This is a genomic window from Mycobacterium shunyiense (assembly GCF_058270035.1).
The window spans coordinates 159660-173391 of the sequence record NZ_JBZDPT010000034.1; the positions used below are offsets into that span (position 1 = coordinate 159660).

The 13732-nt window shown below is 66.9% G+C and carries 14 protein-coding genes; 4 read left to right on the top strand and 10 right to left on the bottom strand.

Annotation, left to right across the window (positions count from 1 at the left end):
- Positions 1–176 precede the first annotated feature (176 nt).
- Complete coding sequence (locus AC4ELS_RS20825; protein ID WP_448446741.1) at positions 177–884, top strand: DUF427 domain-containing protein; 708 nt, start codon at positions 177–179, stop codon at positions 882–884.
- 33 nt (positions 885–917) lie between these two features.
- On the top strand, positions 918–1397 hold the full coding sequence (locus AC4ELS_RS20830) for a hypothetical protein (RefSeq protein ID WP_064886922.1): 480 nt from the start codon (positions 918–920) through the stop codon (positions 1395–1397).
- 97 nt (positions 1398–1494) lie between these two features.
- Here the strand turns inward: AC4ELS_RS20830 and AC4ELS_RS20835 are convergent, their stop codons facing one another.
- The 8 genes from AC4ELS_RS20835 to AC4ELS_RS20870 form a co-directional block, all read right to left on the bottom strand.
- The gene (locus AC4ELS_RS20835) at positions 1495–2730 is read right to left on the bottom strand and encodes a MinD/ParA family ATP-binding protein (RefSeq protein ID WP_082941885.1); all 1236 of its coding nucleotides are present in this window, start codon (positions 2728–2730) and stop codon (positions 1495–1497) included.
- 176 nt (positions 2731–2906) lie between these two features.
- Positions 2907–3830, bottom strand: coding sequence for an alpha/beta hydrolase (locus AC4ELS_RS20840; RefSeq protein WP_499049050.1), 924 nt, complete (start codon positions 3828–3830; stop codon positions 2907–2909).
- Between the two features lie 3 nt (positions 3831–3833).
- Positions 3834–5369, bottom strand: coding sequence for a flavin-containing monooxygenase (locus AC4ELS_RS20845; RefSeq protein WP_499049052.1), 1536 nt, complete (start codon positions 5367–5369; stop codon positions 3834–3836).
- Positions 5351–6055, bottom strand: coding sequence for an SDR family NAD(P)-dependent oxidoreductase (locus AC4ELS_RS20850; protein WP_499049054.1), 705 nt, complete (start codon positions 6053–6055; stop codon positions 5351–5353). The genes AC4ELS_RS20845 and AC4ELS_RS20850 overlap by 19 nt, the downstream gene beginning before the upstream one ends.
- A 38-nt stretch (positions 6056–6093) precedes the next feature.
- A complete protein-coding gene (locus AC4ELS_RS20855) occupies positions 6094–6906 on the bottom strand; it encodes an HpcH/HpaI aldolase family protein (protein ID WP_064886926.1) in 813 nt (270 codons plus the stop codon).
- Positions 6903–7871: a zinc-binding dehydrogenase gene (locus AC4ELS_RS20860; protein ID WP_448446752.1), complete on the bottom strand. Its 969-nt coding sequence runs from the start codon at positions 7869–7871 to the stop codon at positions 6903–6905. The genes AC4ELS_RS20855 and AC4ELS_RS20860 overlap by 4 nt, the downstream gene beginning before the upstream one ends.
- 1 nt (position 7872) lies before the next feature.
- The gene (locus tag AC4ELS_RS20865) at positions 7873–9048 is read right to left on the bottom strand and encodes a cytochrome P450 (RefSeq protein ID WP_463806102.1); all 1176 of its coding nucleotides are present in this window, start codon (positions 9046–9048) and stop codon (positions 7873–7875) included.
- A gap of 61 nt (positions 9049–9109) precedes the next feature.
- Positions 9110–9814 carry an NIPSNAP family protein gene (locus tag AC4ELS_RS20870; RefSeq protein WP_499049056.1) on the bottom strand — a complete coding sequence of 235 codons (705 nt, stop codon included), beginning with the start codon at positions 9812–9814 and terminating at the stop codon, positions 9110–9112.
- Positions 9815–9889: 75 nt separating this feature from the next.
- Here AC4ELS_RS20870 and AC4ELS_RS20875 point away from each other — a divergent pair, with 75 nt between their 5' ends.
- Positions 9890–10750 carry an SMP-30/gluconolactonase/LRE family protein gene (locus AC4ELS_RS20875; protein ID WP_064886929.1) on the top strand — a complete coding sequence of 287 codons (861 nt, stop codon included), beginning with the start codon at positions 9890–9892 and terminating at the stop codon, positions 10748–10750.
- Between the two features lie 12 nt (positions 10751–10762).
- Positions 10763–11584, top strand: coding sequence for a thioesterase family protein (locus tag AC4ELS_RS20880; RefSeq protein WP_064959919.1), 822 nt, complete (start codon positions 10763–10765; stop codon positions 11582–11584).
- Between the two features lie 45 nt (positions 11585–11629).
- Here AC4ELS_RS20880 and AC4ELS_RS20885 read toward each other — a convergent pair whose 3' ends face one another.
- Together AC4ELS_RS20885 and AC4ELS_RS20890 are read right to left on the bottom strand one after the other, a co-directional pair.
- Positions 11630–12808 carry an alpha-hydroxy acid oxidase gene (locus AC4ELS_RS20885; RefSeq protein ID WP_499049058.1) on the bottom strand — a complete coding sequence of 393 codons (1179 nt, stop codon included), beginning with the start codon at positions 12806–12808 and terminating at the stop codon, positions 11630–11632.
- Entirely contained in the window at positions 12805–13713 is a 909-nt protein-coding gene (locus AC4ELS_RS20890) for a cyclase family protein (protein ID WP_064959917.1), read from the bottom strand. The genes AC4ELS_RS20885 and AC4ELS_RS20890 overlap by 4 nt, the downstream gene beginning before the upstream one ends.
- Positions 13714–13732: the final 19 nt, after the last annotated feature.

Consider the following 13732-nt stretch of genomic DNA (forward strand, 5'->3'; position numbering starts at 1 on the left):
GGCCGGCACTCTCGACGGGGGTGTTGCGGTGTGGCCCGCCTCACCCAACAGCGTGACATTCTCAAGAGAATCTGTAAAGCTTCTATCTGGACGCAGCGATCGACCCCCCGAACGGACACCGCTGCGTTCGATGGCCGCGCCCATATCCATCAGTCTGCCAAAATGGAGGTCCCGCAATGAGTCTCGTCGCAGGGCGGGGTCCGTTGAGTACACAACCGGCCGGTTGGTTCACGCCACCGCTCGCGGGCGGCACGGTCTACGTCGAACCGCACCCGCGCCGTATTCAAGCCCTGCGCGGCGATGTCGCCGTGCTCGACACCGAACATGCCCTGATGGTGCACCGCGCCGGCCACCCGCTCAGCTATGCGTTTCCGAGCGACGAGGTCGGCGGCCTTCCGCATGCGCCGGTGGCCGAGGCACCGGGATACGTGACGGTGCCCTGGGATGCCGTCGACGCGTGGTTCGAAGAGGGACGCAAGCTGGTGCACTACCCGCCGAACCCCTACCACCGGATCGACTGCCGGCCGTCCCGCCGAGGCCTTCGGGTGACGGCCGCCGGGTCCGTTCTCGTCGACACCGACGACACAGTGATCGTCTTCGAGACGGCACTGGAACCGCGACTGTATGTGGACCCCACCCTGGTCCGCACCGATCTCCTGCAGCCCAGTTCGACCACGTCGTACTGCAACTACAAGGGCATCGCCGCCTACTGGTCGGCGGTCGTGGGTGACACCGTCATCGCCGACGTGGCGTGGAGTTACCCCGAGACCCCTCCGGAGTCCCTGCCCATCCAGGGATTCCTCAGCTTCGACACGACGCGGGTGGACGTACTCGCCGAGCTTCCCTCCTCGGGGGCGTCGGCAACCTGCGGCTGCGAGCTCTGATCACACCGGGAACACCGAGGAAGGCGAACAACTTTGGGCATCGTGACGACCAGTTCCGAAACCGCGTTCACACAATCAGCGGAGGAGATCTATGACTTCGTCACCAATCCGGCGAACTGGGTGAAGACCTACCCTGGGAGTGCGCACATCGGCGGACTACCCGAGCGGCTGCCGCTCGAGGTCGGCGACACCTGGACCGAGGCCGGACCCGACGGCACGCAGATCTACACCTGGCACCTGGCGATCGCCATGCGACCGCGGATGTGGGTGTTCAACTCGGTAGGCCGGCTCGGCCACGATGCCGACGGCAACGGCGGCAGAGAAGGCCGCATCACCGTGCAGTACCAGTTCACCCGCCCGGGCAACGACATCACGCTGTTCAGTCGCACGATGACCATCGAGGCCTACAAAGATGCCCCGTTGCCGGATGCACTGTTCCGCGTGGTCAACCCGGCCAACATCGACGCCTATCACGCCGCTGTGGCCCGAGAGTTGAGCGGCGAGTCAAGCTAGCTGCCGCGGCTGAGCCGCGAATCAGGCACGGCGGCTGAGCCGCGAATCAGGCACCGCGGCTGAGCCGCGAATCAAGCCGGCACGGCTGAGCCGCGGATCAGACGCCCGCACCGCCCTCGAAATCGTCGGACAGCGCCGCCGCCAACTGCAGGGTGCGGCGCCGGAACGCCGGCCGCAGCAGATCGAAATGGATCTCGGTGCCCGCCGCGATGTGTTTGTCCCACGGCAGCACGAACACCCGGCCCGGAGCCACATGCTTCTGGAACTGGTGCACCAGGTCGCCGGTGTTCACGTTGGGTTTACGGGGCCCGACGTGGTTGACCACCACGCAGGAGCGGTTGAGCAGGTCCTGGTACCCGTTGTGACGCAACCAGTCCATGGTCACCGCGGCCTGGCGGGCACCGTCGATCGAGGCACTGGCCACGATGACCGCACTGGAAACCGTCGCCAACACGCCGCGGCCGGCCGGCGCGAACATGTCGGCCGCGCAGTCGGCCAGCACCAGGTTGTAGTGCTTCGAGACAGCGGCGGTGGCCGCATTCCAGTCGGCGTCGTTGAAGGCCCGACTGGCACCGCTGTACTCATCGCTGGACAGCACTTCCAGCTTCGACTCGTTCATGCTGGTGTAGGCCCGGACGTCGTTGTAACGCGACAGGTCCTTGGCGGCCAGGAGATCGCTCACCGTCGCCGCGGACTGCCGTCCTGCCCGGTCGGCCAGATTGCCGCCGGCCGGGTCGGCGTCGACGGCGAGGATCCGGTCACCCCGAACCGCGCTCAGCACCGATCCGAGCGCCACGGTGACGGTGGTCTTGCCCACGCCGCCCTTCAGGCCGAAGACACCGATCTGGTGGGACTCACGGGCGGTGCGGCGCACCCTGGCGTAGAGGTCCAGTTCGTACAGCTCGTCGCGGGACAACCCCAGGTTGAGGCGAGTCGTGACATAGACCGCCCGCCGCCAGCCGCGCCGCGGCTGCATCTTGACCGAGGAGCGCACGCCGACGCGGGAGAGGTTGTCGATGGCGCGGGGCTCGCCCGGAGCGGCCGCCGGGACCGGTTGTTCCAGGATCCAGCTCCCGGCCGAGGACGACCCGCTGATCGGGCGGCCGGGGACCGGCGGGAGCTTGGTGGTGATCTCCGATTCGCGGGGAGCGGCGAAATTCGAGGTCAGAACGATGGGAGGAGTCGATACCCTGGCGTCGCCGTGGCGGGACCGTCCGCTCGGCAGGGCCGCGACCGGTCCGCCCAGCAGGGCGTCGAGTCCGCCGTATCCCAGAGGTTCCCTGGCGTGTTTGGCGTCGCCGGAGTACATGAGCCGGTCGTCGTCGGCCGACATAGTTACCTCTCAATCGCTTACTCGCTCCCGACGTACCCGGGTTGACCCCTCAGGCGTGCCGTAGCCATCGTCGCACCGGCCGCACAGATTTGTCCGTGCGAAATCCGGATAGAACAGACCTGCATTATTGCCCACAACGTCGATCGCAACCACCGCCGTGCTGGCCAGCTACCGCGTCATCCGTGCAGGGCGCGGCGCAACGCCGCACCTTGTAGTGCGAAAAGCTGGTGGCTGACCTCCCACTCGGGAAGCAACGAATCGAACCCGTGGCACGTCCCGGGAAACAGATGCAGTTCGGTGGCAACGCCGTCGGCGAGCAGCCTGCGCGCATAGTCGAGTGCCTCGTCGCGCAGCGGATCGAGTTCCGAGCAGGTGATCAGTGCCGGCGCCACACCGGCCAGGGTGGCGGCCCGGGCGGGCACCGCCGCCTCCGGAACGTCCCTCGCGCCCGCATAGTGCCGCCACATCGCCACCGTTGCCGGGCCGTCGAAGCCCGGGGTGTCGGAGAATTCCTGCTTGGAACGGGTGGGCCGGTCATCGAGCACGGGCTGATGCATCGCCTGGAACACGATCGGTGGAGCGGAACCGGCTGCGGAGTGCTGGGCCAGCAGCGCGGCCAGCGCGCCGCCGGCGCTGGTGCCGGCAACTGCGATGCGGCCGGCATCGATGTCGAGTTCCCCGGCCAGCGTGGCTGCCCAGTTGAGCACCACCATCGCATCGTCGAAAGCGGCCGGATACGGATACTCGGGCGCCAGCCGATAATCCATCGCGATCACCGTGCACCTGGCCCGCCTGGCCAACTCCACGCATTGGATCTGGTCGGTGTCGAGATTGCCGAGGACGAAGGCACCCGAATGGCAGTAGACGACCACCGGCGACGGCGACGGTCCACCGCGGTAGATGCGAACCGGGATGGTGCGCCGCCCGAGTGCGACGCGGGCCCCGACGATCTCCACACCGGGGGTGTCCAGCACCTGCGCAGCGTCCCGCCGACGCTGATCCAGCGAGGTACGCACCACGCCCAACTGCTCGGCGCTCAGGTCGGTCCGGGCCTCGGCAAACCCGTGTAACGCGGGGTCGAGGCGCTCCAGCCAGGCCATGGCTCAGCCGTCCGTCCGATCGGCGGCCGCGGGGACCCGGGCCGGGTAGTTGATGGGCGGTTCGAAAGTGTAGTCCGCGGACCGGAACCGGCGGGTCATCGACCAGAAAGCTCGGGCGCTGCGCGGCCACTGGGTGACCACCCGGCCGCTCGGGGCCCGGAAGTAACTGCTGCACCGGGTCAGCCACACGGTGCCCTGCATCCACCGGTCGATGTCGGCGAGAAACGCGGCCATCGCGCCGGGACGCACCGCCACATAGGACTTACGTTTGCGCCGAAGGTGTTTCAGGGCCCGCACCACGTAGCGGGCCTGCGCCTCGAGGATGAAGATGACGCTGTTGGAGCCGACATTGGTGTTCGGCCCGTACAGCATGAAGAAATTCGGGAAGCCCGGCACCGTCATGCCCAGGTAGGCGAATGCCCCGTCACTCCAGGTGTCGTGCAGCGACGCCCCGCCTTCACCGGTCACCTCGATCTCACCCAGGTAATCGGCCGCCGCATAACCGGTGGCGCACACCACGACATCGACGTCGAGTTCCCGGCCGTCCTCGGTGACCAGGGACCGGGCCCGCAGCGCACGAGCCGGGCTGGACACCACCTCGACGTTGGGCTTGGTCAACGCCGCGATGAAATCCGGGGAGAACACCAGTCTCTTGCACCCCAGCGGGTGATCCGGGGTGAGCCGGGCGCGCAATTCCTCGTCGGCGACGGTCGATTCGAGGAGGTTGAGTGCAATCGCCTTGAACTCTTGGGTCTTGTCGCTGCCGTTCTCGATGACCGCGATGTTGGATTCACTGCGCAGCCACAGCCGGGTCCGGTAGATCTTCTTCGCGAACGGCACATGCGCGAACAGCCAGCGTTCCCGGTCGGTGTACGGGCGGTCGGGCTTGGGCAGCACCCAGGTCGCCGAACGTTGCACCGAGTACACCTTGTCGGCCACCTTCGCCAGTTCCGGAACCACTTGGGAAGCAGTCGATCCGGTGCCGAGAACGGCTACCCTGGCACCGTCGAGCGCCACGCTGTGATCCCATTCAGCGGTGTGCATGACGGTGCCGGTGAACGGCTCCTCGGCCACCAGATCCGGTTGCAGCGGCTGGGTGAACAGTCCGATGGCGGACACCACGATGTCGAAGCGGTGCTGCCCTCCCGAGGCCGTGGTCAACAGCCAACTGTTGGTGTCGACATTCCACCGCGCCGAGGTGACCTCGGCGTTCAGCTGCAGATGCGGACCCAACCGGTAGCGCTCGGCGCAGCGCTCGAAGTACTCGAGGATCTCCGGTTGCCCCGCCCACAGCCGGCTCCAGCCGGCATTGAGATCAAACGAATACGAGTAGAGGTGCGACTTCACGTCGCAGGCCAGACCTGGGTACGTGTTGATCCGCCAGGTTCCGCCGACCCCGTCCTCGCGGTCGAAGATCGTGAAATCGTCGAAACCCGCCTTCTTCAGGAAGATTCCGAGCGCCAGCCCACCCGGACCGGCACCGATGATCCCGACTGACAGTCTTGAACCGGGCACCTGCGTCATCCGATCTGCAGACATTGGCCGCCGTCGATGACGAGCTCCGAACCGGTGATGAACGCCGCCTGGTCGGACAATAGGAACGCCACCGCGTCGGCCATCTCGCTCGGCTTGCCCAGCCGCCCCAACGTGGCCCGCTCCGCCAGCCGGGCCTGGGTGGACTCGTCGAGCATCGGCGTCTCGACGGGGCCGGGAAAGATCGAGTTGACCCGGATCCCGTGACGGCCGAGTTCGGCGGCCGCCACCTGCGTGAGGCCGCGCAGTGCCCACTTCGACGAACCGTAGGCCGCGTGGTGCGGAAACGGGCGGATCGCGCCGGTGCTGCAGGTGTTCACCACCGCGGCGCTGTCCGCGCGCCGCAGCGGCTCGAGCGCTGCCTGCAGTCCCAGGAACGGCCCCAGGCAGTTCACTCGCCACAAGCCCTCGAAACCGCTCGGGGTTTCCTCGGCGATCGAGGCACTGTGCAGCACACCGGCGTTGTTCACCAGTGCGTTGAGCCCACCAAATCGGGCCACGGTGGCCGATACGGCAGCTTGCCAGTGCTCTGACGATGTCACGTCGAGCTCGACAGCCAACACATCGTCGCCGAACTCCATTGTAGTAGGGGTGAGTTCGTCGATCAGATGATCCCCCGCGGTCACCCGGTAGCCGTCGGTCACCAGCCTGCGCACGATGGCCGCGCCCTGGCCCCGGGCAGCTCCGGTCACCAAGGCCACCCGGGTGCGGCCGGGCTGTGGTCCTGCGTTCAGTTGTAGCCTCCTCGTTCGGTGCCGGTCGCGGCTTGCGCGGGGGCAGACGGACCGTCGGTATTTCCTGTTGCCTCGTTGAGGTGTTCGGTGGCACCCCGGCGCAGCGCCTGCGATTCCGAGGCCAGCGTGATCATCTGGAACCCCAAGTCGGCCATGGCCTTTCCGAGTTTTCCTGCGCCGGCATGGATCCCGGAGACCAGTCCGGCCGCATGGGCGGCAGTCCGGATCGCGACCATCGCCGCCCGCACCTCGGGATGCGTCCAGGCATCGGACAGTTGGTAACCCATCGAGATGGCCAGATCAGCCGGGCCGACGTAGATCCCGGTGAGGCCGGGCACCGCGCAGATCTCGTCGGCAGCAGCCAGACCCCGCGCGGTCTCGATCATCGCGAACACACTCACCCGGGCTTCCAGCGCTGCGGTGTCGTGTCCCAGACCAGCACGCAACGGCCCGAAGCTGCGTATCCCGGCGGGCGCATATCGCGTAGCCGCCACCGCCGAGGCGGCCTGCTCGGCCGATTCCACCATCGCGATGATCACCGCGTCAGCGCCGGCGTCGAGCACCCGGCCGATCGGTGCGGGATCGGCCGAGGGCAGGCGCACGGCGGTGGCGATCGGCACGTGCTCCAGGCGCCGCAACAGCAGCGCCACGTCCGCATCGTCGAGATACCCATGCTGAACGTCGAATCCGACGTAGTGGTATCCCGCCGCGGCGAACTCCTCGGGCCCGAGGATCGTCGGCCCGACCACCCATCCACCCCAGACCTGGGAGTTGGATGCCAACGCGTCCTGCAGGCGACTGGGGTTCATCGGGTGATCGCAATCTTGACGCGCCCGGGCACCGGACGACAGGCCAGTTCGAATGCCGCCTGCACATCGTCCGAGCCGAAAGTGTGGGTCACGTAGCTGGGCAAGAGGTCGGGATGCTCCCTGGCAAACTCGTCGGCCCGGCGCAGCACGCGCTGACGGTCCAGTGTCACACCAGATTTCAGGGTGAGGTTGTTCCGCAACATCGTGCGCATGCTGATCGGATAGCTGTCGTCGTCGGGCACCCCGAAGTAGAACACCGTGCCCCCGAACGCGGCGGCTTCCAACGCGTGGTTGAGCGTGGCGACCTGGTGCCCGACCGCCTCGATGACGACATCGGGCTTGTCCGCGTGTTCCAGATGTCGGACCCAACGGTCACTGGTGGCCCGGACCGCGTCGTCAACCCCGAACTGGGCGCTCACCGAAGAACGATCCACCGGATCCACCCCGGTAACCCGTGCGGCACCGAAAGCCTTTGCCACATAGGAGAACAACAAGCCGATCGAGCCCTGTCCGATTATCGCGACGTGACGGCCTTCCAGAACCGGCAGTTGTTCGACGGCGTAGAGGACACACGCCAGCGGCTGCAGGCCGACGGCCTGTTCCGGCGTCAGCGCTGGATCGTAGGAGACCAGCCCGGCTCCGTCGGCGATCACGCGGCCCATCAGACCGTCGAAACCCGACGCCCACCCCACCACCCGCTCGCCCGGCCGGTGGTCCGGATGGCGGCTGGCCAGTACCTCGCCCACGATCTCGTGGATGGGGAAGCCGTTCATCTCCGCCGCGCAGCATCCGGTGTCCCCCGGCAGCTTGCCTTGGGTTCCACGGAATCCCGGGAGATCGCTGCCACAGATACCGGCGGCCAGGAAGTCGAGTAGTACCTGGCCGTCGGCCAAAGATTCCGGCGATGGTTCTGAAACCTCTTGCCGCTCGAACGTAAATGGAGCGACGAGTCGATACGACCACACGTCACACCTCCACGGGAATGTTGTTCCAGCCCCACTGGAAACTCGACGGCGGCCGGGATGCCGAGGCCTCGTCGATGCGGTAATCAGGCACGCGCTTGAGGAATTCCTGGATCATGATGGTGATCTCCAGCCGGGCCACGTGTACGCCGAGGCAGAAATGCTGCCCGTGGCCGAACGACAACAGCCGTTCGATGGGCCGGTTCCACACGAAATCGTCCGGATTTTCGTACTCCCGTTCGTCTCGGGCGGCCGACGCCAGCAGTGTGATGACCCGTTGCCCGGGATTGATGGTGGTGCCGTGAACGGTGTACGGCCGCCGCACCGTCCGGGCGAACCACTGCGCCGGGGCGCTGTGCCGGATGATCTCCTCGCGGGCGACCGGCACGTTGGCGTCCAGATCGGAACGTACCGCGGCCAACTGGTCGGGGTGCCGGAGCAATTGCCACAGCCCGGTCGCAGTGATCTTCGGAACCGTCTCGGTGCCGCCGATGAACACGCCGAGCATCTGCACAGCGGCTTCCATGTCCCCGAACGCCGATCCATCCGGCAGCCGGAAGTCGATCAGGGCATCGGCGATCGGCACGCTGCCGTCGTGACCGGCTGCGCGCCGCCGCTCGATGATCGGGGTGAGGTAGGACAGGTAGCCGGGGCGGGCGTTGCCCACCTCCACCCCCTCCCCGGGTTGCGCGAGGCTGCCCGCGTTGACCGTGGCCAGCACCTCCGGCGCGAGATCGACTGGCAGTCCGACGAACTCGCACACCATCGCGGCGGCGACGATGCCACCGTAATCCTGCGTGAGGTCGAAGGTGCCGCGTGGCAGCAACTCGTCCAGGCGCTCGTTGGCCAACGTCCGGATCCTCTCGGCCAGCTTGGCCGCCGACCGCGGCCGAAACTGCGCCGAGGTGCACCGCCGCACATTCTCGTAGAGCGGGGAATCGAAGTTGGCGTGGAAGGGCATGGGATGAAGCGGCGGATCGGGGACCGGGCCGTCGTTGCGGTTCGCCAGCACGTTCGCGGCCGGCAGGGTCCCCTCCGAGGCGACGAAGGTCCCGTCGTTGAGTCCGAGCATGTTCCAGATGTCGTCGAACCGGGACAGCGCGTAGGTGTCCCATTTGTCGATGTAGTACACCGGGTACTCGTCGCGCAGGATCCGGTAGTACGGCAGCGGGTTGGCCATCACGTCCGGATCGAACGGATCGTAGGTGAAATCCTGCAGCACGGGCTGATTCACGGCAGTCCTACTTCAGCGGCGACGGCGGCAGGGCTGAAAGAATGGAATCTTCCCAGCCGTCGCGAAGCGCGGGCGCCACGCTCATCCAGGTGACGATCTCCGCGGGCGGATTGCCCTTCCACGACGGGTAGTGGTTCTCGAAGCAGTCCCAGTCGTCGTCGAGTGCCCAGTAGTGGATCACCTCGTTGAACCGGAAGGTGGTGATGAACGAACCCAGCCAACGTTTGCCGGTGCTTTCCGACCACGGCACATACAGCCGCTCGAGTTCCCGGATGTAGTCGTCCTGACGTCCGGGCTTGGTCTCCATGATCTCCTGGATCACCAGGCCGGCACCGAAGTTCGCCTCTCGCAACTGTGCGAGTGTCCGGTTGTACTTGCCGGCGTACATGATTCGGCCCTCACCACGGGCCCCGATCTCGGACAGGTAGGACGCCCACTGCAGTGCGGGCTTCTCGTGGCTGCCGCCGACCGCCTGCGCCTTGCCGATCCGGGCGTAGTCGGCGAATGCGTCGATCTCCCAGATGATCGTCACCTGCGGCCAGTGCCCGTTGTAGGCCGTGGTTTCCCAGATCGAGAACAGCCGGGCTCCGAGGTCCTCCATCATCGGCTGATAGACCTCACCGAAGATTTCTGTGAACCGATCGGTTCGACCGGACCCAAGGTCGATGGTCTCGTGCAAGTACAGCAGCGTGTGGCCGTAGAACTTCTTCATCACGACGCTCCGGTGGTTGACAGTGACACCCTGCGAGCGTGACACTTGAGGCGTGTTTTGTAAAGGTGCGGGAACATGACGGCGGGAACCGACCAAACCGGGACAACCGAACTGGCACAGGGTTTCTGTTTTGGTGAAGGCCCGCGCTGGTTCGAGGGTCTGCTCTGGTTTTCCGACATGTTGGGCGAGGCCGTGCACACGGTCACGCTGGCAGGCTCCATGACCACGCTGCCTGTCCCCGGACATTCCCCGTCCGGGTTGGGTTTTCGGCCCGACGGCACCCTGCTGATCGTGTCGACCGAGCGCCGCCAGGTGCTGCGCTACGACGGCGACGCAGTCGAACTTCTGTCCGATCTGACCGACCTGGTCCCCGCCGCCCTCGGTGACATGGTGGTCGATGAGCACGGCCGGGCCTATGTCGGATCGCAGGCCCGTACGGATGGGGTGATCGTGCGCATCGACCCCGACGGCACCACGGCTGTCGTCGCCGAACATCTCGACTTCCCCAACGGCATGGTGATCACCCCGGACGGCGCCACCCTGATCGTCGCGGAGTCCACCGCACGACGACTGAGCGCGTTCGCCATCGGCGCCGACGGCGGCCTCACCGATCGGCGGGTGTTCGCCGAGGGGCTCGACGGCCCTCCCGACGGTCTCGCGATCGACGTCGAGGGCGGGGTGTGGGCGGCATTGACGTTGGCCCACGAGTTCCAGCGCATCGCGCCCGGCGGATCGGCCATCACGCATCGAATCGAAACCGACGGACGTACCGCGATCGCGTGCGCCCTCGGCGGTGTCGAGGGACGCACGCTGTTTCTGGTCACCACCACCGACGCCTATCCGGAGCGACTGATCGGCACCAAACTGTCGCGGGTCGACGCGCTGATGGTCGAAACGCCCGCTCCGGGCGATCACGACTCACATCACCACCACTGACGACAGGTAGACATGTCTGACTCTTACTACGAGCTGATCGACGAGAACGATCCGATCGGAGCGAAATTTCGCGCGACCGACATGGCGCGCGGCACCTGGTCGGCGGCGATCCAGCACGGTGCCCCGGTATCGGCGTTGCTGGTGCGGGCGCTGGAAGTGTGTGAGCACCGTGCCGAAACCCGGTTGAGCCGGGTGGCGATCGATCTGATGGGCGGCGTGCCCTCCGAGGGTGATCTGTGGGTACGTGCGCAGCTGGAGCGACCGGGCAAGCAGATCGAACTGGTCAGCGCCGAAATGCTGGCGACCGGGCCCGATGGTGATCCCCGGGTGGTGGCCCGGGCCAGCGGTTGGCGGATGTTGCGGCTGGACACCACCGCGGTCGCGCACACCGGGGTCGAGCCGCTACCACCGCTCGAGCAGGCCCGCAGCCGCGACATGGCCAAGAACTGGGAGCCCAACTACGTGCACAGCGTGGACTGGCGCTGGCTGACGGTGCCGCAGGCACCCGGGCCCGGTGAGTCCTGGCTCAAGCCGACGGTCGACGTGGTCAAGGGTGAGCCGATGACGCCGTTGCAGCGGCTGTTCGCGGTGGCCGATGACGCCAACGGAATCGGCTCCAAGATCGACATCCGAAAGTGGACGTTCCTCAATACCGATCTGGTCGTGCACATCCACCGAGTGCCGGACGGCGAGTGGATCGGCATCCGTGCTGACACCAACTATGGGCCCGACGGTATCGGCACCACGGTCGGGACGCTGTTCGACCAGAGCGGTGCGGTCGGCGCGATCCAACAGTCGGTGCTGGTGCGGCCGCGTCCGCCCAAGCGTTCCTAGCGCGAGCAGACACTCAAGTACCCGTCAATAGCGCTTTTTGGGTACCTACGCGTCTGCTCGCCGAAGAACGTCACGGGTCAGGTCGGCGACGCTCGCCACGCCCATCAGCGTCAGCGTCGACCGGATCTCGGCAGCCAGAATGTCGAGCACTGCGCCCACCCCCGCGCCACCGGCAACGGCCAGTCCGTAGAGGTAGGGCCGGCCGATCAGTACGGCGTCGGCGCCGAGAGCCAGCGCCGTCACGATGTCGCTACCGGTTCGCACGCCGCTGTCCAGCAGCACGGTGGCGCGGCCGCCGACCGCGTCCGCGATGTCGGGCAACGCGTCGACCGACGCGATCGCGCCATTGAGTTGGCGCCCACCATGATTGGACACCACCACCCCGGTGGCGCCCACGTCATCGATCGCGCGCACCGCATCGCCGGGTTCCAGCACGCCTTTGACGAGGAACGGCCCGTCCCAGCGCTCGCGGAGCGCGGCGACGTCACGCCAGCTGAGATCCGGCCGCATCCGGCGATTTTGGATGCTGACGGATTCCACCGCCCCTTTCGCTCCGGCGGTATGGGTGAGACTGCGCATCGTCATCCGCTGGTGTCGCAGCAGCCCGTACCACCAGTGCGGCCGGATCGCGGCGTCGGCGATCCGGCGCGGAGTGAGGATCGGCGGGTGCCCCATGCCGGTGCGCCGCTCCCCCGTCCGGTTGCCCTGCACGGGAACGTCGACCGTCACCACCAGGATGCGATACCCGGCGTCACGAGCCCGGCTGAGCATCGAATCCGAGAACGGGCCGTCGCCCCATGGATACAGCTGGAACCAGTGGTCGGCCGAGGTTCCCGCCGCGACTTCCTCGATGGAGTACGACGACGCCGTGGACAGCGTCAGACGGGTTCCGACACGTTCGGCGGCTTGCGCGGCGGCCAGTTCACCCGACCAGTGCGCGAGGCCGGTGAGTCCCGTGGGGGCCAGCACCACTGGCAGCTCGAGTCGCTGCCCGTCGATCGTCACACCCAGGTCAGCCTCGGAGTGACCGGCCAGGACCCGTTGGCGCAGTGACCAGTTCGCAAAGGCGTTGCGATTGGCGCGCAACGTGCGCTCGTCTTCGGCCCCGCCGTCGAGGTAGGCCCACACCATTTTCGGCAGTACCCGGCGCGCCACGTCCCGATAGTCCTCGACCGTGACCAACGGGGTCGGTGTGCGCAACCGGTACTGAAAGGCCGGGCTCATTTGATCGCGATGGGCGTGACGGGTGAGCCGACCGCGTTGCTGATGTGCAGCGGCGGCGCCACGAACAGGAAACTCCACAGGCCGTCAGCAGCACAGTCGGCGGCCAGCTCGTCGAGATCGAGGATCTCGGCCAGCGGCATGCCCATGTCGCGGATCAGGATGCAGTGCAGCGGCAGCGTCTCCCCTGTCTCGCTGGGGATCACCTCGATGGCCCAGTTGTCGCTGCCCACCGCCGCGACGCCACGGTCATGCAACCAGCGCGCACAGTCGATGCCAAGGCCCGGCTCGGTGGACATCCAGTCGTCGCGGCCCTGCGCCAGCAGCCTGCCCCGCCACCCGGTGCGCACCAGCAGGAAGTCGGCCTCGCCGACCGTCACGCTCTGCGCCTGTTCGGCCGCTTCGAGATCGGCCGGGGTGATCGCGGTACCGCCTTCGAGCCAGTCCACTCCGTGTAACCGGGCGATGTCGAGCAGCACCCCGCGCCCGGCGATCTTGTCGGTGAAGGCGTCGACAGCCAACTGACGGGCGCCGGCACGGGTGCGGACCTGGTCGGTCGAGTAGCCGTTGTACAGCTTGTCGTCGTAGGCGACGTGCGACAGGGCGTCCCACTGAGTGCCGGACTGCAACGGCATGATGATCCAGTCGTCAGCAACCTGCAGACCGTGTGGCTCCCAGTCGTCGGGCTGCATCGACATCAGGTGAACCGGGTTGAGCCGGCCGCCGATACCGCTCTGGGGACCGTCCTTGCCCACCGGGATACTCAGCTGAAACACCTTGCCCGAACGGACTTCACGGGCCGCGGCCTGCACATGACGGGGCTCGACGAGGTTGAGGGTGCCGATCTGGTCGTCCGGCCCCCAGCGGCCCCAGTTGGACAGTTCCCGGCCGAGGTCTTTGAAACTCATGCTTTACAGAATTGCACAC

Excerpts from the sequence above, each read along its gene's own strand:
- AC4ELS_RS20825 (WP_448446741.1), top strand. The coding sequence starts at position 177 with ATGAGTCTCGTCGCAGGGCGGGGTCCGTTGAGTACACAACCGGCCGGT.
- AC4ELS_RS20835 (WP_082941885.1), bottom strand. The coding sequence starts at position 2,730 with ATGTCGGCCGACGACGACCGGCTCATGTACTCCGGCGACGCCAAACAC.
- AC4ELS_RS20840 (WP_499049050.1), bottom strand. The coding sequence starts at position 3,830 with ATGGCCTGGCTGGAGCGCCTCGACCCCGCGTTACACGGGTTTGCCGAG.
- AC4ELS_RS20845 (WP_499049052.1), bottom strand. The coding sequence starts at position 5,369 with ATGTCTGCAGATCGGATGACGCAGGTGCCCGGTTCAAGACTGTCAGTC.
- AC4ELS_RS20855 (WP_064886926.1), bottom strand. The coding sequence starts at position 6,906 with ATGAACCCCAGTCGCCTGCAGGACGCGTTGGCATCCAACTCCCAGGTC.
- AC4ELS_RS20865 (WP_463806102.1), bottom strand. The coding sequence starts at position 9,048 with ATGGCCAACCCGCTGCCGTACTACCGGATCCTGCGCGACGAGTACCCG.
- AC4ELS_RS20870 (WP_499049056.1), bottom strand. The coding sequence starts at position 9,814 with ATGAAGAAGTTCTACGGCCACACGCTGCTGTACTTGCACGAGACCATC.
- AC4ELS_RS20875 (WP_064886929.1), top strand. The coding sequence starts at position 9,890 with ATGACGGCGGGAACCGACCAAACCGGGACAACCGAACTGGCACAGGGT.
- AC4ELS_RS20880 (WP_064959919.1), top strand. The coding sequence starts at position 10,763 with ATGTCTGACTCTTACTACGAGCTGATCGACGAGAACGATCCGATCGGA.
- AC4ELS_RS20885 (WP_499049058.1), bottom strand. The coding sequence starts at position 12,808 with ATGAGCCCGGCCTTTCAGTACCGGTTGCGCACACCGACCCCGTTGGTC.
- AC4ELS_RS20890 (WP_064959917.1), bottom strand. The coding sequence starts at position 13,713 with ATGAGTTTCAAAGACCTCGGCCGGGAACTGTCCAACTGGGGCCGCTGG.